Source organism: Marinomonas sp. PE14-40 (assembly GCF_051623805.1).
In the GTDB taxonomy this organism is placed as follows: Bacteria; Pseudomonadota; Gammaproteobacteria; order Pseudomonadales; family Marinomonadaceae; genus Marinomonas.
This window is the reverse complement of record NZ_CP130700.1, coordinates 894,710-914,218: the sequence shown is the minus strand read 5'-3', so window position 1 is coordinate 914,218 and position 19,509 is coordinate 894,710. Positions and strand designations below refer to the sequence as shown.

Sequence of the window (19,509 nt, the reverse complement as noted above, 5' to 3'; positions counted from 1 at the left end):
AAATGTGCTGTAAAGACGGTTTTTAACGTGATAAGGACGTACTTTTTAGCTCGTAAGAGGTGTTCAGATAATTTTAGATAAGGTTTTAGGCGATTGGCCGAAGTAATCTTTAAATTTACGGCTAAAAGCAGAAGCATTTTGATAGCCAACCTTTTCACCTACAAGTTGCACTGGCATATCTGAATGTACGAGTAGGGATTTGGCCTTTTCCATCCTAAGGCTTGTGATATAGCCTTGCACTGTCATTTGAGTATTTTCTTTAAATACTTTTTTAAATTGGGTCAGGCTTAAATAAGCGATTTTACTAAGGTCGTCTAGGTGATGTTCTAAAGCGATGTCTTGGTTAATAAACTGGATGACTTTTTCGATACGCTTATCATAAGTTTTATGACAAACCTGTTGGGCAAGTAAGTTTTCAAATAAGCAAACGCTAGATTTTTCTATTTCGGTATCTACTTGATGCTCAAGTTGGATATCAACAAAGTTTAGAAATGCTAACAAAGGCTTAGAAATGGTAAAAACAGCAGAAGTCGCTTCCATTAAGGGTAGGGGTAAACTATGCAAATCTGCGACAATAAAGCGGGCATTTTCATGCGCTTTAAAGCCATGTATTTCATTTGTTTTGATAATAAGACACTGCCCAATTTCTACAAAACCTTGATGCCGGTTTGTATTAATATCTAACGAACCTCTTAAAGGAAAAACCAGTTGATGATAATCATGGCTATGTTGTTTTAATGTTGGGCTATAGTGTCTGATGGATAACGTATTTTGAAACATAGTTTGATCTATAATGCTCAATAAAATCTTGATTTGATGAAACTACGTTTTAATCTAAGGTGCAAGTTTAAATGGTTCCATAGATATTGCTGTAAATGGGCCCTTTTTATTAAGCTCTTTACATTCTATTCAATTGGCTAAAAGCTCAAACTCTTGGTAACCATAATCGTCACCATTAATTCTGATAGAAATTGCATGTTCCCCCACATGGTACTTCCTTGTTGTGATGACCTTAAAAGAGTGGGCTTTATCAAAGGTTTGTAATTGATTGCTAGCAAGAGTGATACTTTTCCACTTAAATACCTTAGGGGTTAATTGACCATTAGCTTTTTTGTGATGAATTAAATAATCAATAATGAGTTTTTGAGGTTTGCTTGAAAGAGAGCTAAGCGTAATTTCAAAGTTAAGACTATCTCCAATTTTAAGGTGTTTATTTAATATGACAAGATCTGCTAAATGGACATTTGGTTTATGAATGCCAAACGCTTCTAAGGCTCTTGTATGGCCTTGTTTAATTAAGGTACGGCAGGCATGTTTTACTAATTTTTCTCTGTTCTTTTGCGTATTTTCAGTTACTCCACCTTCGTTTATCCATTCGTGAGCGATATCCGCTACAAGTTCAGGATGATCTTTGGCGATATCATTCAAGTGATTCGCAACAGAGCGTCTTACATATTCTTCTTTGTCATCTTTAAGAGCTGATAAAAGAGGAATCATAGGTGAAGGGTCTATAATAAGTTCAGGTATTTGCATTGCCCAAGGTAGCTTAGGTCTGGTGCCTTCACTTAATAATCTACGTACATGATAATCCGGATGATTAACCCAATCAGACATGATAGAGAGAGCTTTAATCTGATCTTTGATAATGAAAGGGCGAACATCAAATTCGCAGCTAAAATATGCTGTCATATCTTTTAATAAACAAAGACTTTTTTCAAAATCAGCCAGTCCATGTTTGGCGACAATAGGGCCTATACACATCATTGCCCAACCGCATAAGCCATTTTCATCACTTTGTTGAGATACTTTTAAGTTAGCGTGTGGGCGAGTATGTAACATACCTCTTATGATTTGATATCTTAATGTTAAATCACTTGGTAGCAATTGATGAATTTCATCTGAAATAAATTCAGCTCTTTGTTTTAGTTCTAGTGCCTCAAGTTTATTGGAAACCCTTTGACAAAACTTGTCTTCATTAAAAGGTGAGAGGCATTCTGAATCATCATTTTCAGTGTTACTTAAAATTAACAAATCGAATTGTTTAGCTAAATGAAAGGCTATGATTTTTACTAAAGACATAGATAGTTTGTTTTTGAATGCGTCCATTAACGACTCTTTATATAAGTTAATAAATTAAGGTTAATGCGGAGCATAAAAATACTCCGCATTTATCAAATCTTACTAGGCTGAATGACTCGATAGAGATTGATAGATAGGCATTGGTGAAGCAAGTTCTTCTTCAGTGAATGACATTAAAGCAAAAAAAGCTTGGCAAACAGGATGATTTTGCTCTTTTTTCATTATCTCGTAGAAACTTTTCTCATCAGTGAACTGTACTATATCAAGGTATTCAGTATCGCTTTTTTTAACGAGCTCTCTTCTCAAAATGCACGCTTCTTGATCGACAAATTCTTTTTGAAAGGTTTCTGATGCGGCTAACAAGTCTGTTTCAGTTACCCCTGGGGCAAGTTTGATTGGCGCGAGTATTGTCACTGGATTTGACATGATATTTTCCTTTTTAAACATGGGTTAGTGTGTCATCTCATTCGCGAATTAAGAGAGCAAATTCAGTTTATCGACAAATAAGACATTTAATGTCATATTTGTTTTATGAAAAGATCAAACACTTTAGAACGACTGCAACGCTTGGATATTTTAAAAGCCAGAATAAATTCAGGTGATGCTATGACGGTTGCTCTGATTGCAGAAGAATTTAATGTTAGTGCTAGAACCATTAGTCGAGATATTCAAATTTTACGTGATCAAGGTTTACCAATTGATGCAGATAGAGGGAGAGGAGGTGGTATTCGATTACAGCAGAATTGGTCAGTTGGTCGAATAAAGCTTACTTATACCGAAGCGGTAGACTTGATGATCAGCCTGGCTATCGCAGAGCAAATGCAATCGCCCATCTTTATGGCAAGTTTAAAGTCTATCCGGCATAAATTGATGGCATCCTTTTCTGCGGATATGAAGCATAAAGTAACAGGGTTAAAAGAAAGAATCAGGATAGGACAGGGTGTATCGTCTATGGTTCTGGCAACTCTGGTCACCAATGAAGTTCATTTAGTCGAACAATTACACCAAGCTTTTTTAATGCAAACTGCTTGTGAGATTGAATATCAGGACCAAGCCGGAAAACTAACAAAACGAACGATTCAGCCACATTATTTATTATTAAATTTTCCAGTTTGGTATGTGCTTGTTTGGGACGAATTAAGACAAGATGTTAGAACCTTAAGATGCGATAGGATTCAAAAGCTGAGCTTAATGGAAGATGAGTTTAAACTTTTACCTATTTCTCACTTTGAGTTTTGTCTTGAAGGTGTTGATGCAATTTAAGGCATGTTTGCTTGAAAGCAACGCCTTGCTGACTGATTATTTATTAAACAAATTTGACTCATTTTCTGCTTTCACGCATTTTATTACTTATGAAGAAATAAATATGAATGAGAGCTAGTTGATAAGCTCTCATTCCATGACTGTTATATGATGACAAGGAATGTACAAGATGATGACTAAGTTTAATCAGTACCCTTTCATGTTTTGTCTTGCTCTAATTTCTCAAGATGCTTTTGCTAATAATGTAGAGCCTGATGATCAGTTGGTTGTTAATAGAAGCCATATTCTTTATGTTCCTAAAACCCCTCATATCAGGGCATTCATCGAGCCAGGAAGCATATTAAAGAAAGTCGAAGTTGATTATTTTGATAGATACAAAGGGCGTTCACGTGTCATAACTCAAGGTGGCATCATGGGTGAGATGAAAAGCCGTGACTTAACCCTATATGACGATATTAGTAAGCCATTAGCCTATTTGAGAAGGCCTCTTAAGTTAGGTGAGTTAAGTTTTAGTCCAAGAGATGTATTTAAATTAGAAATAGTTGAAAACCCTCGAACCTATGAGGACGAATATAAAATTATCTATCCATCTCCATATTACAGTTTTAGAGACAATGCTTATTATGTTGCTCATGACAATCAGGTATACAGTGAAAAAATCTTTAATTACCATTTTAATTTGATTCAAAATTTAGAGCAAAAGCCGCGTTTTCCTTTTTGGCCAGAGCGATCAACAGAGTCAATACAATGGGGATGTGAAGATTCAGAGGAAAATAAAACCCGCATTCACCTTGGTGCCGAAGGCAAGATAAGCACTGGATTTTCACTGTTTAAAATTTTTAATACAGAAGCGAGTGCAACTGCAAATACGGATAAAGAGAGTATCAGAACAAAATTATTAAAAGATGAGAGCTTTTATCACAAAGTATCAAGATGGGTTTTATATGCATCTTACGATAATCGTACTCCCATCCTAGAAATTGCGTTAGAGAAAACCTGGCCTTGTAACAATAACGGTTCTCATGAGTACAATTACACATTACATTTCCAAGAAGAGATGGATATTAATCCTATCGTCATTAATCGTGTTTGGTCGCATAAAAAAGGGATGAGCGATGGCGGGGCGTCTCCTGTGGGTTTACATACGTTAGAAGATTACCGCAAGTTCGAAGAAGCGTTAAAAGATTTCAAATTCCATCATTATATTCAAGGTTACGACATGAGCTATATTCTGAAACATTTTCTCATGCGCTTTACTGTTAACTTATCAACTCCCTAATAAAGTGATTCAAATTGTTTCTAAAGTTTTTAGGAAATGTGAAAAGAAATCACAATCAGCATAATTTAAGCCTAAACAGCGAGCTCAGTGTAGGAATTTCTATAAAAGCCAATTAGGATCAAGATATCTACGCTGTTTATGGCGTCGAAATGATACGAATTGACATAGTGTACTTTACGAACACTGATGTTACTGGACTGCTTGTTAGTGCCGCAATAGGTCATCAGAATTCATTGGTAGAAGTGAAAACCTTGCTGGACGATGACTTAATCGCATTTTCCCTAGATGATATTGATTTGAATAGTGCTAAATACTTATCTCGTCGTATCTTAGATATGGCTAAGAAAATGGCATATTAACAAGCCAATTTTAATCTATATTCAATGGAGCTGATTTTGTCAGTAATTAAAAAATCGTTATTACTACCTGTAATATTATTAATCACAATCAAGGCTGTAGCGGCTCCTAAGGATGAAATAAATCATTTGATTCAATATGTTGCTACAACGGATTGTCAGTATGAAAGGAACGGCACACGGCACAAAGGCAGTGAAGCAGTCGCTCATATCAAGAAAAAATATGATTATTTTCAAGATGAAATTAGTACCGCGGAAGACTTTATAAAGTATGCCGCAATCAAGAGTAGCTTTTCGGGTAAGTACTATAAAGTTCATTGTTCTTCACAAACAACGGTGAAGAGTGAGGATTGGTTAAATGCTGAACTAAAAGCATATCGAGCATCAAAAAATTAGTTTCATCATCTCGTTTTCTGTTGCTTGTGTAGCGTTGAATATCTCAAAACAGTCCACAGATTCTGTGTGTATTTCTTTCAAAGACTGTGGGCTGTTTTTGTGAGGTTTGTTGATAACGCTTAGAAAGACTATCTCAATGCTTAATTCGTAAATAAATTTGCCTAGAAACCATGTAATCAAGCTCGGTTGATTACATGGTTATTGGCTAATCTAGCCATGTTATGCAATGAATTTTGAGGCAAGTTTATTTAAGTTGTCTGCAATGTTAGCTTGTTCATTTGCAACATTAGATACTTCTTGTGCACCTGAGGTGACACTTTCAGACTTAACATCGATGTCACTGATCTTATGGTTAATTTCTTCGGTCACTTTAACCTGTTCGCCAGCGGTTGATGCTATTTGTTCAATCATCAAGCTCACACTCGAAACGGATGTCACTATGCTTTCTAGTGCTAATTCAATCTGTTGCGCACCTTCAATACTATCTGAAGCACGCTTTTGTGTAGCCGATACTTTATTATTTGCAGTATTGGTTTCACCTTGAAGCTTATTAATAATATCTTCTATCTCGATTGTAGAGTCCTGAGTACGTTGTGCTAATGTTCTAACCTCATCTGCTACGACGGCAAAGCCACGGCCTTGTTCTCCCGCTCGTGCAGCCTCAATTGCTGCATTTAATGCAAGTAAATTAGTTTGTTCTGCAATGCCTTTAATTACATCAATAACCTGAGTAATATTTGAGGCTGTTGAGTGTAGGCCGGATATAAGTGTTTCCACTTCCGTGACTTCTGTCACAAGATCATTAATGGTTTTAAGTGCACCACTAACAATTTTTTGACTCTCAACGGTTTTGTTATTTACTTCATGTGTTGAATTCATTGCTTCATCTGTATTTCGGGATACCTCTAGGGTAGTCGCTGACATTTCCTCAACAGCGCTAGCAACTTGAGATGTCTCATGTCTTTGACCTTGCAAACTATCTACATTGCTATTGATAATATTAGTTGATTGGTGAGCAGAAGCGGATAAGGATAGGCTATTGTTTTTAATTTCTGAAATAGCATTAGAGAAGGTGCTAAGTGCTTTATTTAAACCTTTTGCAACGACACCAAGCTCGTCATTACTAAAAACTTCTGTTTTAGCAGTCAAATCAAAATCATTATTGAGACTTTCAACCGTGCAAGACAACGCTTTAAGCTGTTTTAATAAGTTAGATAAAATGCTTGTGATTATGATTGCAGTGAGAATTAAAACTGCCAGTACAATGATGATTTTTACAATGACATCATTATTGGCAGTGTTCAAAGATGATGTTACTTTTCCTTGAATTTCTTTTGTTTGAAAATCTTCAATGCTCTTTAAAAGGTTGATCCGTGTTGTAGCATGTTTAAACCAGACTGAAGCATCTGTATTAAACGGGCCTTGTTGACCAATATCACTAAGGTGCTTTCTCATCTTCTCTACCGCAATAACGCCTGAGTCTGATAAAGTATTTTTAAACGCTGACACCGCTTCAGGTGACGCTTTCACTTCAAACTGCTCTAAATAAGTATTTTGCAATGCAACTAAAGTTGTGAACTTTTGAAAAGCAGCAGGCGAAAACTTATCTTGCACGAAACCACTACTTACAACTGCTCGCTCAATACCCGCACGCTCTTTAGCCTCAAGAAAATTGTAATAAGCGATAAAATTAGTAACCGTTTCTCTAGGACTTAAAGTCGACAATAAGCTGTTTAAACTAATCATTACCTTGTTTTGTGACGTGTAATAACCAATCGCTTCTCCCAACTTTATTGATAAGCTATCAGCTCTACTTCGGATATTATTTAGTTGAGATAGTTTATTTTTAATACCAGAGACTATCTTATTTACTTTTGAATTATCTGTATGAAAATTTTCAAGATAAGTATCAAAATTCTTTTTAGCTTTGTCTGTTAACTTACGCTGCGCTTGTAACTCTGATTTGAATTTAGTGCCATTACTGCCAAGAAATACAGCACTTGCCCCTCTTTCTTTTTGAAGCTCATGAACTAAAGCATTGTTAGCAACCGTTAAGTTCAATAGTTGTTCAATATTTGATAATTGAGTTTGAGACTCTACAAGTAAACTAATCTTTGAGTAGCTGAAGTATAAACTGGCTAGTAGAGGGAAAATTACAAGAAGAATTAATTTCTTTTTAAAAGATAAGTTGTTGAGTAAGTGCATAATCCCTCGCAGATAAGTCATATAAATAAAAATGAATCTAATAATAGCAGTTTAGATAGGTAGACACTGTTTATTCCATATAAGATTTACCGCTATCTAGTTAAAAATTGTAATTAGGTTTTACTGATTGATATCAATAAATTGAATAAAAAGCATTATGTGAAATCGAAGATACGTCAAGTTTTAGTGTTGAAACGTTATGACAATATTGGTGAGTAGTTTAAAAGTGAGTGGTTAAAACTATAAAGAATAGTATTTAGAGCATGGGAGTAAAGAAGTGTAAATTGAGGAGCCTACGAATAAGTCCTCCCGCCTAAGCGTCTGGATAAAAACGCCTAGATTTATGGCAAGAGACGCAACTTAATAATCATTCTATTAATAAGGTACTTAACGTAAAGATAGGGCTTTTAGACCACGCTCTTCGGGTCTTTGAGTAATGCCTAGGCGACATTTCAGAAAAATAACACTCTGCGTTGTCTCTTTTCATAAAGGTACTTACATCACATCAAAGTGTCGCCTTGCTTGATACTTTATCTAATAAGACTGAGAAGAGGTGGCTTAATCACAGGATCCTTAAGTCATTAAATAGGGACTATTTACTTACTTTAGTGAGAGTCTTTACCATCTTGATAAACCGCCGCGATCCTAACAAATTGATCCTCTACTGCAAGAAATGCTTTAACTACGTCTGGATCAAAATGGGTTCCATCACCCTCAAGAATAATACTTTTTGCTTTATCATGACTAAATGCAGGTTTGTAAACGCGTTTAGAAATTAGCGCATCATAAACATCTGCCAGTGCCATTAAGCGCCCTGATAAAGGAATATCTTCTCCAGCAAGTTGGTTTGGGTAACCTGCACCATTCCATTTTTCATGGTGTGTTAAAGAAATTTCTTTAGCAACACGCAAAAAAGAGCTGCTTCCAAGTTGTTTTTCAGCTGTTGAAAGCGCTTCTGCGCCAATTTGTGGATGAGTCTTCATGATTTCAAACTCTTCATCAGTTAGTTTGCCTGGCTTTAATAAAACATTGTCAGGAATCCCCACCTTGCCAACATCATGTAAGGGTGCCGACTTATAAAGCAATTCTATATAGTTTGCAGTAAGAGAAGATGCATATTTATCCGTTAGGCTTAAATGCTCTGCTAATACTTTGACGTATTCCTGCGTTCTAATTATGTGCGCGCCTGTTTCATTATCTCTGGATTCAGCCAAGGCAGACAAACTCACAATAGCGACATCACGGGTTGTTTTTACTTCTGATTGAGCGGATTGAAGGCTATCAAGCATGCTATTTGTGAGTGACGCCATAGAGCCTAGTTCATCATGTGAGAATATCGGTAATCTGACATCAATATTGCCTTGAGTGACTTGTTCTAACGAATACTCTTGGGTTAAGAGAATACGTTTTATAAGCTTACTCCAAAGTAACATGATGCTAATCGCATAACCTGCAAGTACAGCAGACAAAAAGATAAACTCTTTGATAACGCTTATTTTACCACTGCCATCTAATACTCTACCTGGGTTTTGTTCTAACCAAAAAACATCCTTAACAGCAACCATGGTTAGCATGAAAGAAAGGGTAGTAAGAAGAAGCACCACGATCCAAATCATTTGCTTAACAAGAGAGCTTCGCTGACCCACCAGATTGAAATCAAATTTTCCTGATTTATCCATCTCGTCCATCTGTAATAGTTTGCTTGAAAGCTGCAGTATTGTGCCGGTAAAAAAGCCAAATAGCGTCATGCCAAATAGTACTTTCAAATTACTATCTAATGGGAAGCTATAACTAAGGTTGTAATAAAGTGCGACAGGAATGCTTGCTATGAAGAAGAGGCTGCTGTCTAGTTTTGCTAATCGTGTTTCTTTGACAAGAGTATGCTCTTTTAATAAAAAATTACGCGTCAAGAAAAGGGTAGAAAAAATGAAGCTGACTTGGGTGAATATCTCTAATGCAGATAAACTCTCTAAAAACGGGCAAACACGACTGCCGTACAAACCAAAAATAATGCCTGCTATAACATAAAGCTTAAGTGTTAAAGATGGGTTGTAATATGTGTTAACTTTAGATGAGCTCATATAAGAGTCCGTGTTTAGTTTTACAAGAAATAAGATCGATAATTAAAGACTGTTTTAGTATGGAAAATACTTATATGCGTGGTTACATGCCTGCTTCTTCATATCGAAATTATAACAAAAATTAAATTAGCTATTCTGTAAAGACCTCGAATTCTATCTCTAGGTTCCCTCTGAGGATATAAAAAATTTACAAACTGAATGGTAATTCTACTTTTGGTGAGTTTTTGTGTACTTATTGATCAGTTATATTCTTTGTTAATGTCACCATGTCTATTTCTACAAATAATAGAAGCCTTCTATAGTTAGTTAAATGTTGCTCATAAAATTTTGGGTTAGTAATGGTTTTAATCAACCCCTAGGAGGAAGAAATGAGCTTAGTAGATATCGTTCAATCCGGATGGGAGGCGCTAGCCACAGATGACTTCGAAAGTTTAGTGAAAGATTATACTGATGAAATGACATTTGTTATGCCTGGACAAACGGATCAGTTAGAAGGAAAGCAAAACTTCAGAATGGCTTTAAATAGTGTCGACAAGATACTTCCACCGGGCTTTGAAATCATGGGGCTAAGGCATATTGAAGGGCAGGGTGAGGTCGTTTCATTAGTTGAGTGGCGATCAGATAAAGTGACAGAATCTCAATTAGTTGTCCTCTTTAAATTTGATGCCAATAAAATTTTTGAAGAGCGTTGGTTTATCGATACAGAGCAATGGAAGTCTGCTTTTTAATTCTATGGTGTCTGTCTTTACGAATATTGAATCTTAAGGGAACTTTGGGTGCCTTAATGGAATCACTAACTAGATAGATTTCAATGTTAAAACTAATAGGGGACGTTTGATGAGAACAAAACTAGAGTTTTCAAGCCAGGGACAAACACTTGCTGGTTTGCTTGAAAGTCCAGATCAGGCAATTCGTGCTTATGTACTATTTGCCCATTGCTTTACTTGTGGAAAGGATATCGCTGCCGCTTCTCGCATAAGTCGCTACCTAGTACAACATGGGTTTGCTGTTTTTAGATTTGATTTCACCGGTCTCGGTAACAGCGATGGTGATTTTGCCAATACAAATTTCTCATCTAATACTCAAGATCTATTAGCAGCGGCAAGCTTTTTAGAAGAAAATTACCAAGCACCAGAGCTTCTTATTGGCCATAGTCTAGGTGGTGCCGCTGTACTTGCTATGGCGTCAGAGTTACCAAAAGTGAAAGCTGTAGTAACGATAGGCACGCCTCATGAAGCGGGTCATGTGATTCACAATTTTGATGCGCATTTAGAGACCATTGAAAGTACAGGCGAAGCGAAAGTAAGCCTTGGTATGCGTGAATTTACTATAAAAAAACAATTCTTAGATGATCTTAATAATCAAACCACTGAGCATATTAAACATCTAAATAAAGCATTATTAGTTTTACATTCTCCTATCGATCTGACGGTTGATATTAGTGATGCTGAGAAAATTTATAAAGCAGCTAAACACCCAAAAAGCTTTGTGAGTCTTGATACTGCGGACCATTTATTATCTAAACCTGCTGATAGTGAATATGTTGCCCAAACAATTTCGGGATGGGCAAGTCGCTATATTCCTATCGCTGAGACAAAAAGGCCAGATGTAGCGAGTGGTCATGTTAGTGTGGCCGAGTTAGATCATAAATTTCAACAACAGGTCTTTAGTGATCATCATCAATGGTTTGCGGACGAACCAACTAAGGTGGGAGGGCAAAACTCTGGTCCTGACCCTTATGAGCACCTTCTTGCCGCGTTAGGTACATGCACTGCTATGACTATTCGAATGTATGCTAATCATAAAAAGCTGCCACTTGAGCATGTGGAGGTTAGCTTATTCCATGATAGGAATTATTTAGAAGATGCAGACCATGCAGCAGAAAAGGGAAGTCAGATTGAAGCATTAGTCAGGAAAGTTCAGCTAGTTGGCGCTCTAACAGAAGAACAAAAGGTAAGGTTGATGGAAATCGCTGATCGATGTCCTGTTCACAGAACTCTGCATAATAATCCAAAAGTGGTGACTCATTTAATTGAAGAGTAAAAGGCTCTGGTAAACTTTTGAGGTCGTGGCATTATGTGTTCTTGCTGGTTAGGATAACCATAAGCCACTTCTTCAGATTAAATTAGAAATTCATGAATCGTTTTGATCGCGTTACGTCCCTCTTATTGTTATTACAAACCCGTTCAGTCGTAACTGCTCGCTTTTTATCTGAGCATTTTGATGTCTCTGAACGCACTATTTATCGAGATATAAGAACCTTAGAGAATGCCGGCGTCCCTATTGGGGCAGAAGCGGGTGTTGGCTATTTTATTGAACAAGGTTATCGATTACCGCCAGTCAGCTTTACATTAGACGAAGCGGCATCTCTTTTATTAGGAGAAAAGCTTTTAGTCTCAAGCCTTGATAATGATTCCTTAAAAGACTTTAAATTTGCGCTAAATAAGATCAGATCAGTTATTGATAATGCTGATAAAGATTTCTTAAGTGCTTTTGACGGTGATATTGAAGTCTTTCCGACAGGTAGTCAGTTTCCGATGGATGAGATCCAAAAAGCAAACAAAGAAAATAATGCAGAAGTAAATCAAGGAGGCATGTTTGCGAGTGGCGATAAGTGGTTAAGAGAGTGTCGAACTGTCCTTATTCGACGACAAGTTGTAGCAATTGATTATATGGCTTTGAATAGCGATCAAATAACACTTAGAAATATAGAGCCAATTGGTTTGTTTTATTATAACTGGCATTGGCATCTCATTGCTTGGTGTCGACTACGACAAGGGTATCGTGACTTTAGATTAGATCGCGTCAGTGCTTTTCAACCTCAATCAGAGCAATTTGCTAAGCATAGTCGATTGACGTTGCAAGAGTATTTGAATGAGCAACCAGGGCGAGATGAATTAGAAGAAGTAGAGATAATATTTAGTTCTGACATGGCTCGTTTTGTGGGTGAGCAGCGTTATATGTTTGGTTTTATCAGTGAAGAAAAACATGAAAGAGGGGTGTTAATGCGATTTTTAACCCCAGTGCCAGAGTATATGGCCCGTTGGCTCTTACAGTACACCCATGATATTGAGGTAATTAGTGGCGAATCGATTAAATCAGCGCTAAAAGATTTCTCGGCGCAATTATATAAACATTGGCATTCATAAAGGCTACTGACATAGGGTTGTCAGTCGTCAGTGTCACTATTGTATCAACGCAAATATAGCGTGAAGGGTGCGGATGAAAAACTTAAACATCGCATCGATCAATCAACAATAGGAGACTCATCATGCAACGTACGGCTGTTAACCCATGGAACTGGTCACAAGCACTTGGTTATAACCAAGGTGAAATTATTCAAGACGTTAAAAGACAGTTAATCTGCTCAGGGCAAACCAGCGTTGATGATAAAGGCAATCCACAACATCTTGAAAATATGCGTATGCAAATGGATTTAGCGCTAAATAATCTAGACGCTGTATTAAATAATGCAGAGATGACACTGACCAACATTAGTAAGCTATCTATTTTCACTACAGATGTGGATGAAACGATGAAGAACTTTGATATTTTAGGTGCAAAGTTCGGGCAAGTTGGTGCAACTCCAACGATGACATTAGTAGAAGTGACGCGCCTTGCTGTACCTGGTTTGATGTTTGAAGTTGAAGCAATTGCATTCGACTAAATACAAAGTAAAGCTGGTTTCATAACAAAGTAAAACGCACGATAAATATCGTGCGTTTTTAATTAAGCATTATTTAAATTACTTACCTTACAAGCCATCACTAACTTCATTGAAAGGATCAATCTCAGGAGTAACAGACTCTATATCTTCAGCATGCTCTGGTGATTTCTAAGTAATCACGAACAAATTAGCTAAGTAGTGGCAGTAGGGCCTTCATCCGTAAAGTTCACAACAAACAGCTTGAACCATAGTTTGTGCTAACCGCTTGCCAAACATAGTAGTAGCCAAAGACTCTTCAATTTCAATCTCAGTTCCTTTCGCACGCACATCACCCCCTAAAGCTAAATGCTATTAGTTAATCGCAGTGAAAGTGATTTGTTCTGGTCTATAACTGCTTTCTACCCCACAAGCTCACTCATGTGTCGCAACCGATAAAAGGTTTTGTTAAGCCTGCCAAAACTGAGAATAGGGTACTGATTAATAATAACTTTATGCAGGAATGCTAGCGTAGGTTTGAGATCAAAGGGCGTGAATTTTAGCTGGAGGTAGTTAAGCGATTGGCCTGAATAATGGAGAGGATTACAGGAGTTTTATTTGGGGGGCGAGTTAGAGTTATAGGGACAGTAGCGTTAAAAGAGCATGGCTCAATAATATCCAAATCAGGCGTTATTGAACCATAAAGTGATATTGATATAGCTCGAATAAAATCCACCGCCCCATTTAGGGGTGTTTACTGGGATGTTATAGGCAATAGATGAAAGCCTATAACAGCCACTAATAAAAATTTAAAAAGGTTTGATATATGTATGCACAAATAGAGAAAAAAAGTAGGCCGGTAGGTAATTCAGTTTCTCATCAGAAAAGTAATCAAGTAGCACAGCTGGGGAGAACTAAAAAGAACGATAAAAAAGCAAAAATGAATGATAAAAACGCGTTTATTCATGCTCAATCTCTATTATCTGAATTACAAACGGCAGGTGTTGTGATGGGGGGGAATGCGTCCTTAATGAATCAATCAAGTTACATTGCAGCTAGGACAGGGCTTCTCGGTCTGTCTGACAGAAATTCAATAACACTGAGTGATATATCTTCATTATTGTATGATGAATTGACTTGGCTAGGGAATCTTCTGAGGATGCCTGTCGTTCAGGGCATAGCTGTGAGTGCAGGCATCATGAGTGATTTGCTAAGTGCTAGGGAGTCGTTGGCATTGTTGCGCTCTGGAAACCGTATGACTGTAGCTCGGGCATTCGAACTATTTGAAACATTACAATATGGTATGAGGGGGATGGTGAATTTAATTAGCACTTCTCTAACTATTTACCAGGTAATGCGACCTTTATTTGAACCAACTAATGAACAGGAACAAGGTGATAGCAACAATGAAGCAACATATGTTGACTCTACAATAGACCTTCTCAGTACAGCTAACCAGTACCTTACGGTGTTTACTTTTTGGGAGCAGTTTGCACGATCTGTAATTAGTTTTGGATTGTCCTATGTAACAGATGGGCCTAGTTGGATCCAGGAATCGGACTCTGACAGCGACGAGGATGACAATGACATTGAGATGAAACTTCTTCCCAAAAAATGAGTTCATTTATTTCTGAATAACCTTTTAAAGCCCATAACATAACCTAAAAGCCATTGAAAACGTCTTTTAGCCTAATTGTTATAGGCAATAGAAAAAGCCTATAACAAGGAATAAAGCCAAGTTAATGAGGCTTGAGATATGTATACATCGGCGGAGAAGAAAAAATGGTGCGTTAGGTTATTCAGTCAAGTAAAAGAAAGCGTTAATTGTGCTTGCTTAGTTATTTTTGGTGTTGGGTGTTAAGCTGGTGCAATTAATCTTGTGTATGAGGAATCAGTGCACTAAAAATAACCCGGTTAGACCGAGCATAAATATCAGCTTGTAGTATTTAATATGTTTATTTTGATTTCATTTAGGTACAGACCTTTAATTTGGCCAACTTCTAATACCAAGTTCAATTTAGAAATGCATTACACCTTTCATAATCGCTTTCCGCTGTGTTTTGGGTTTTATGATGGATGTATAATTTAATCTCCTTCTTACTTCTGTTTACAAAAACCGATCTTGCCACTTCCTACAATAATGTTAACTATCGCCATTAAATTAGAACTAACTTAACTAAATAACATCCAAGGTTAAATCTGAGCTCTTTAGTGCATTCTAAATTGCGATTGAATGAGATTAATAACTAAGAAAAGGATGTTAGATCTATGATTAAATACATTTCAGCGAGCATTTTGGCTCTCTCACTTTCTTCTGGGCTTATTGCGGATGATCATGGGGCAGGTTTAGTGAGTATTAAAAGTCAGCATACGGTGAATCAAACAGCAGATCGTTTTGAATCTATTCTAAAGAAGAAGGGGATTAATGTATTTGCTAGGGTAGATCATGAGCAAAATGCTGAGAAGGTAGCGCTTAAGTTGGCACCAACTCAGGTAATTATTTTCGGTAACCCTAAAATTGGTACACCCTTAATGCAATGTTCTAAAACCGTTGCAATAGACTTGCCGCAAAAAGCCTTGTTTTGGCAAGATGATAAAGGCCAAACTTGGGTAACTTATAATGCACCTGCTCATCTCACAGAGAGACATGAGATTAAGGGTTGTGATCAAGTAATCACTAAAATTTCTAATGTATTAGCAAACCTTACCCGTGCGGCGGCTAAATAACGGATATCAGTATTTGAAAAGGGCTTAATCAAAAACGCCTGCTCATGTGAGCAGGCGTTTTTAGTTTCAGGATAGTAAGGTTTATCGTTAGCTTTTTGGCTCGTCTTTTTTGTCTGAAAGTGCTTCTTTAGAGTCACCGTTTGAATCTAATGAAACATCATCTTGCGTATCAGGTTCTGATCCTTTAGATGCTTCTTCAGATGCTTCTGTCGCCAGTTTTTCAGATTCAGCGCTTTCTTCTTGATCGAGAGACGCTTCTTCTTCGGATTCAGTTGGCTGGTTATCATCCGAGTCAAGGTCATCACTCACTTCAACGAAAGGATCAATATCAGGAATAACTGCTTCTACATCTTCAGCATGTTCAGGTGCTTTCTCGGCGATCATTTCAACCATATCCGTAATGGTTTGTTCTACATCACCATCATCGGCAAGACGATCGGCATAACGCATTTCTTCAAGGTTAGTTGCCGCGCTCGTTGCGTAAGCTTCTGCGATCTCAACAACCACTTCTGGGTTATCTTCGATAACAGCTTCTGTTGCCGCTTCGATAATTTCCAAACTGTGTTCAGGGTCGGCTTCTGTCATCACAGTAGCAAGTTCTGCAATATCTTCAGACTCCGCTTCTTCAAAGACCATATTGACTAGGTCAGTGGTAGAGTCAGGTGTTGCTGTAATAATGGTTTGAATCAATTCTTGTTGATTATCAAGGTCTTCTCTATTAACCCTTTGATATAGCTCGGTGACATCAACCCCTTCAACCCCAGCCACCGCTTTAGCAATGTCTAGAATATTATCGGGATCCGCTTTAGCTAAGATACTTACCATTTTTAAGGCAAGCTTTGGATCTATCATGGCGATATCGACAGCAGTTTGAGCCTCTGGGCTCAAAGTAACGGTATCAACATATTCAGTACGAGGGTCAAGCTCGGTACTTACCCAACCGGTTGCACCACCTTGTGCGACGAAAGCTTCTTGTTGCTCGGTAGGAATCGAACGTCGAACTCGACTTCGGTAAACAATGAAAAAGGCAAAAACTAGCTGTATTATTGCTAAAGACGTAAAGAAGTAATCAACGCCAATATGCTGCATGACCAAACCGACAGTATAAGGCCCTATGATACCGCCACTTGCATAAATAATAATCATGGCGCCAATGGCGCTTCCCATTTCATTTTGTTGCAAACGGTCGAAGGTTTCGGCAATACCTAGCGGGTACAAACTTGAAACAATGCCACTGCTTAAACTAATTAACACCAAAGACACTATGAATAAATCAAAATCTAAAATGTAAGGCGTTACTAAGGTACATACCATGGAGAAGAGCACGATATTAAGCATGACCTTACGACGCTCAAATCGATCTGCCAAATAGCCTATCGGAAGTTGTAAAACCACACCGCCAATGATCGCAGCACCTACAAGCAAAGATAGGTTAAACCCTGTAATACCTTTAGACCCGGCATAAACAGGTAACATGCTTAATAATGAGCCTAAAACAAAGCCACAAATAAGCACAGCGGTAACACCAACGGGTGACGTTTTAATTAACTTTATTATCGGCATAGGTGCCGTATCTTCGACTTCTGGTGCTGTGGCTTTACCCATAGCAATAGGAACGACGCCACCACAAAGTAAAAGACCGGCAATGATATACAAAGTGGCATCACTGATATCTGCCAAGTTGATCATGAAAGAGCCTAAGAACATGGCTAATAGCACAACAATTTGATTGGTTGCTAATATACGTGCGCGAGTTTCGCTGGTGGCTCTTTCACTTAACCAACCATCAGAAACAATGTTGGTAGAAGCAATACAAAACCCCATGAGAATTCGCATAACAGCCCATACCCACTCATTTAGCCATAGGTAGCATATCAAGATGCTAATAGCAGCAAGTGCAGCACAGGCGCTGTAAACTCGAATGTGACCGACACGAATAATCAATCTACGGGTATAAATACCTCCCAGCAATAAGCCCACAGAAAACATGGACATAATCATACCGATACTACCGGCGCTGGCATTTTCGATACTCAGTCTTAATGGCAACAGGATATTAATTAATCCATGGCTCAAAAAGATGACAAAACCACTGGTAAACAGGGCGAGTAAAGAAAGGAGTGTTGCAGTCATGGGCTAGGGTCTCAACAAGTAATGGGCCGATGGCTTTGGTTGATGGGCTAAAATTTTGGCAAATGTACGCCCTAAAGAATCTCCGAGTCAATCATTAAATTTAACATCAGCTCAGAATAGTCTGAAAGCGACAAAATAACAGTTTTTGATGGCTAAAAAATAGGAAAAATACGTGAATAACTACCTGTTAAATGCACTTTCGTATATGTCACATAAGTGTGAATCATACCATTAAAGGTGAACGCTTAATTAAATTTCTCACTGTAATAAACAGAGGGTGCTTAATGTGAGTTTGATTCACTGTTATCGGCAAAGCAACTTACTTTATAATCTAGATTAGCTGTTTAATATTAAAAATTTCTACAAGGAAGTAAAAGCATGATGGGTACTTCTCTTAAGAGTTTATTTGTTATCTTTTTGGTAGTTTTGTTAGACGCCGTTGTCTACTTTGCATTGTTACAGTCAGAAATAGCCGAGTGGGGCTCAACTCAATCGGAGTTAAATATGACAATGATAGGTGACAGTGAAAAAGAAAAAATCACTTCAACAAGAGCAATCACGATTAATGCCCCTAAAGAGATTGTATGGCAATGGTTGATGCAATTGGGAGCTGATCGTGCAGGTTTTTATAGTTATGACTTTATAGAATTAGCTTTAGGATATGAAACACGATTTCCAAATATGCAATACCCTAACTTTGATAGTCTTAAGGTTGGTGATTTAGTTCGGGGGTCAATTAACGAAGCCAAAAGTATTATTCCTTACAATTTTGAAGTTCTGATGCTTGTACCAGAAGAAACGTTTGTTCTATCAAATTGGGGGAGCTTTTTAATTACAGATATCGATGAAACTCAGTCACGCCTTGTGATTAGAACGCAGGAACCAGTAAAAACAGAGAGGTTTGGTTATATTAAGCATTCTCTGGCTTTGCCATTTCACTTTATTATGGAGAGAAGGACTTTATATGGTATTAAAATGAAGGCGGAAAACCAGCTTGAACAAGGCTTTTCTCATTTTAAAGATCAAATATGGTTTGTCAGTATTGTAATGACTTGGTTCATGATCTTCATTCTCTCATTCATCCTAAAAAAAGTTAAACGTCGTGTTCTAATTTCCGCAAGTTTAGGTTGTATTTGGCTTACAACGCTTTTTATATTGCCTCCATTACCAATTTTTAGCGTGAGTTTTTTAGTTGTTGTAGGTTTATTTCTTATATTAGCTTTAAAGCATTCATTTATGGCGGCTAAACAAACCTAAGTTTAAAGCAAGTTTTGTAGAAAATTATTAACTAGCTCAAGACTAAATACGCTAGAATGCGCGGCAATTATTTTAGCTTTGAGCCCTTTA

At 37.4% G+C, this 19,509-nt stretch carries 17 protein-coding genes; 11 read left to right on the top strand and 6 right to left on the bottom strand.

Features of this window, described 5'->3' with window-relative positions:
- Positions 1-63: 63 nt before the first annotated feature.
- The 3 genes from Q0A08_RS04210 to Q0A08_RS04200 all read right to left on the bottom strand — a co-directional run bounded on the left by Q0A08_RS04210 (position 64) and on the right by Q0A08_RS04200 (position 2,505).
- Positions 64-780: an AraC family transcriptional regulator gene (locus tag Q0A08_RS04210; protein WP_438465101.1), complete on the bottom strand. Its 717-nt coding sequence runs from the start codon at positions 778-780 to the stop codon at positions 64-66.
- Positions 781-909: 129 nt separating this feature from the next.
- Entirely contained in the window at positions 910-2,106 is a 1,197-nt protein-coding gene (locus Q0A08_RS04205; RefSeq protein WP_438465100.1) for a DNA alkylation repair protein, read from the bottom strand.
- Positions 2,107-2,181: 75 nt separating this feature from the next.
- Positions 2,182-2,505: a hypothetical protein gene (locus tag Q0A08_RS04200; protein ID WP_438465098.1), complete on the bottom strand. Its 324-nt coding sequence runs from the start codon at positions 2,503-2,505 to the stop codon at positions 2,182-2,184.
- 105 nt (positions 2,506-2,610) lie between these two features.
- On the opposite strand from Q0A08_RS04200, the gene Q0A08_RS04195 reads away from it, so the two are divergent.
- The 4 genes from Q0A08_RS04195 to Q0A08_RS04180 all read left to right on the top strand — a co-directional run bounded on the left by Q0A08_RS04195 (position 2,611) and on the right by Q0A08_RS04180 (position 5,373).
- Entirely contained in the window at positions 2,611-3,342 is a 732-nt protein-coding gene (locus Q0A08_RS04195; protein WP_438465097.1) for a helix-turn-helix transcriptional regulator, read from the top strand.
- Between the two features lie 169 nt (positions 3,343-3,511).
- Positions 3,512-4,621: a hypothetical protein gene (locus Q0A08_RS04190; protein WP_438465096.1), complete on the top strand. Its 1,110-nt coding sequence runs from the start codon at positions 3,512-3,514 to the stop codon at positions 4,619-4,621.
- Positions 4,622-4,770: 149 nt separating this feature from the next.
- Positions 4,771-4,980 carry a hypothetical protein gene (locus Q0A08_RS04185; protein WP_438465094.1) on the top strand — a complete coding sequence of 70 codons (210 nt, stop codon included), beginning with the start codon at positions 4,771-4,773 and terminating at the stop codon, positions 4,978-4,980.
- A 36-nt stretch (positions 4,981-5,016) separates the two neighbouring features.
- On the top strand, positions 5,017-5,373 hold the full coding sequence (locus Q0A08_RS04180; RefSeq protein WP_438465092.1) for a DUF5329 family protein: 357 nt from the start codon (positions 5,017-5,019) through the stop codon (positions 5,371-5,373).
- A 219-nt stretch (positions 5,374-5,592) separates the two neighbouring features.
- On the opposite strand, the gene Q0A08_RS04175 is transcribed toward Q0A08_RS04180, so the two are convergent.
- Complete coding sequence (locus Q0A08_RS04175; RefSeq protein WP_438465090.1) at positions 5,593-7,578, bottom strand: methyl-accepting chemotaxis protein; 1,986 nt, start codon at positions 7,576-7,578, stop codon at positions 5,593-5,595.
- 605 nt (positions 7,579-8,183) lie between these two features.
- A complete protein-coding gene (locus Q0A08_RS04170; protein ID WP_438465088.1) occupies positions 8,184-9,659 on the bottom strand; it encodes an HD domain-containing phosphohydrolase in 1,476 nt (491 codons plus the stop codon).
- Positions 9,660-10,027: 368 nt separating this feature from the next.
- Here Q0A08_RS04170 and Q0A08_RS04165 point away from each other — a divergent pair, with 368 nt between their 5' ends.
- From Q0A08_RS04165 to Q0A08_RS04140, 6 genes are all read left to right on the top strand, one after another.
- Positions 10,028-10,387: a nuclear transport factor 2 family protein gene (locus Q0A08_RS04165; RefSeq protein WP_438465086.1), complete on the top strand. Its 360-nt coding sequence runs from the start codon at positions 10,028-10,030 to the stop codon at positions 10,385-10,387.
- A gap of 109 nt (positions 10,388-10,496) precedes the next feature.
- Entirely contained in the window at positions 10,497-11,702 is a 1,206-nt protein-coding gene (locus tag Q0A08_RS04160; RefSeq protein ID WP_438465084.1) for a bifunctional alpha/beta hydrolase/OsmC family protein, read from the top strand.
- 92 nt (positions 11,703-11,794) lie between these two features.
- Positions 11,795-12,808 carry a helix-turn-helix transcriptional regulator gene (locus Q0A08_RS04155; protein WP_438465082.1) on the top strand — a complete coding sequence of 338 codons (1,014 nt, stop codon included), beginning with the start codon at positions 11,795-11,797 and terminating at the stop codon, positions 12,806-12,808.
- 122 nt (positions 12,809-12,930) lie between these two features.
- Positions 12,931-13,326, top strand: a complete 396-nt coding sequence (locus Q0A08_RS04150; protein ID WP_438465080.1) for a RidA family protein — start codon at positions 12,931-12,933, stop codon at positions 13,324-13,326.
- 802 nt (positions 13,327-14,128) lie between these two features.
- Positions 14,129-14,920 carry a hypothetical protein gene (locus tag Q0A08_RS04145; RefSeq protein WP_438465079.1) on the top strand — a complete coding sequence of 264 codons (792 nt, stop codon included), beginning with the start codon at positions 14,129-14,131 and terminating at the stop codon, positions 14,918-14,920.
- A 650-nt stretch (positions 14,921-15,570) separates the two neighbouring features.
- Positions 15,571-16,029: a DUF302 domain-containing protein gene (locus Q0A08_RS04140; RefSeq protein ID WP_438465077.1), complete on the top strand. Its 459-nt coding sequence runs from the start codon at positions 15,571-15,573 to the stop codon at positions 16,027-16,029.
- 87 nt (positions 16,030-16,116) lie between these two features.
- Here Q0A08_RS04140 and Q0A08_RS04135 read toward each other — a convergent pair whose 3' ends face one another.
- Positions 16,117-18,162: an MFS transporter gene (locus Q0A08_RS04135; RefSeq protein WP_438465075.1), complete on the bottom strand. Its 2,046-nt coding sequence runs from the start codon at positions 18,160-18,162 to the stop codon at positions 16,117-16,119.
- A 378-nt stretch (positions 18,163-18,540) separates the two neighbouring features.
- Between Q0A08_RS04135 and Q0A08_RS04130 the strand changes: the two genes are divergently transcribed.
- Positions 18,541-19,419 (top strand): hypothetical protein, encoded by an 879-nt coding sequence (locus Q0A08_RS04130; protein ID WP_438465074.1) that lies wholly within the window; start codon positions 18,541-18,543, stop codon positions 19,417-19,419.
- Positions 19,420-19,509: the final 90 nt, after the last annotated feature.

Bases quoted from the DNA above. Each gene is read 5' to 3' on its own strand.
- Q0A08_RS04210 (WP_438465101.1), bottom strand. From the start codon at position 780: ATGTTTCAAAATACGTTATCCATCAGACACTATAGCCCAACATTAAAA.
- Q0A08_RS04205 (WP_438465100.1), bottom strand. From the start codon at position 2,106: ATGGACGCATTCAAAAACAAACTATCTATGTCTTTAGTAAAAATCATA.
- Q0A08_RS04200 (WP_438465098.1), bottom strand. From the start codon at position 2,505: ATGTCAAATCCAGTGACAATACTCGCGCCAATCAAACTTGCCCCAGGG.
- Q0A08_RS04195 (WP_438465097.1), top strand. From the start codon at position 2,611: ATGAAAAGATCAAACACTTTAGAACGACTGCAACGCTTGGATATTTTA.
- Q0A08_RS04190 (WP_438465096.1), top strand. From the start codon at position 3,512: ATGATGACTAAGTTTAATCAGTACCCTTTCATGTTTTGTCTTGCTCTA.
- Q0A08_RS04185 (WP_438465094.1), top strand. From the start codon at position 4,771: ATGATACGAATTGACATAGTGTACTTTACGAACACTGATGTTACTGGA.
- Q0A08_RS04175 (WP_438465090.1), bottom strand. From the start codon at position 7,578: ATGCACTTACTCAACAACTTATCTTTTAAAAAGAAATTAATTCTTCTT.
- Q0A08_RS04170 (WP_438465088.1), bottom strand. From the start codon at position 9,659: ATGAGCTCATCTAAAGTTAACACATATTACAACCCATCTTTAACACTT.
- Q0A08_RS04165 (WP_438465086.1), top strand. From the start codon at position 10,028: ATGAGCTTAGTAGATATCGTTCAATCCGGATGGGAGGCGCTAGCCACA.
- Q0A08_RS04160 (WP_438465084.1), top strand. From the start codon at position 10,497: ATGAGAACAAAACTAGAGTTTTCAAGCCAGGGACAAACACTTGCTGGT.
- Q0A08_RS04155 (WP_438465082.1), top strand. From the start codon at position 11,795: ATGAATCGTTTTGATCGCGTTACGTCCCTCTTATTGTTATTACAAACC.
- Q0A08_RS04150 (WP_438465080.1), top strand. From the start codon at position 12,931: ATGCAACGTACGGCTGTTAACCCATGGAACTGGTCACAAGCACTTGGT.
- Q0A08_RS04145 (WP_438465079.1), top strand. From the start codon at position 14,129: ATGTATGCACAAATAGAGAAAAAAAGTAGGCCGGTAGGTAATTCAGTT.
- Q0A08_RS04140 (WP_438465077.1), top strand. From the start codon at position 15,571: ATGATTAAATACATTTCAGCGAGCATTTTGGCTCTCTCACTTTCTTCT.
- Q0A08_RS04135 (WP_438465075.1), bottom strand. From the start codon at position 18,162: ATGACTGCAACACTCCTTTCTTTACTCGCCCTGTTTACCAGTGGTTTT.
- Q0A08_RS04130 (WP_438465074.1), top strand. From the start codon at position 18,541: ATGATGGGTACTTCTCTTAAGAGTTTATTTGTTATCTTTTTGGTAGTT.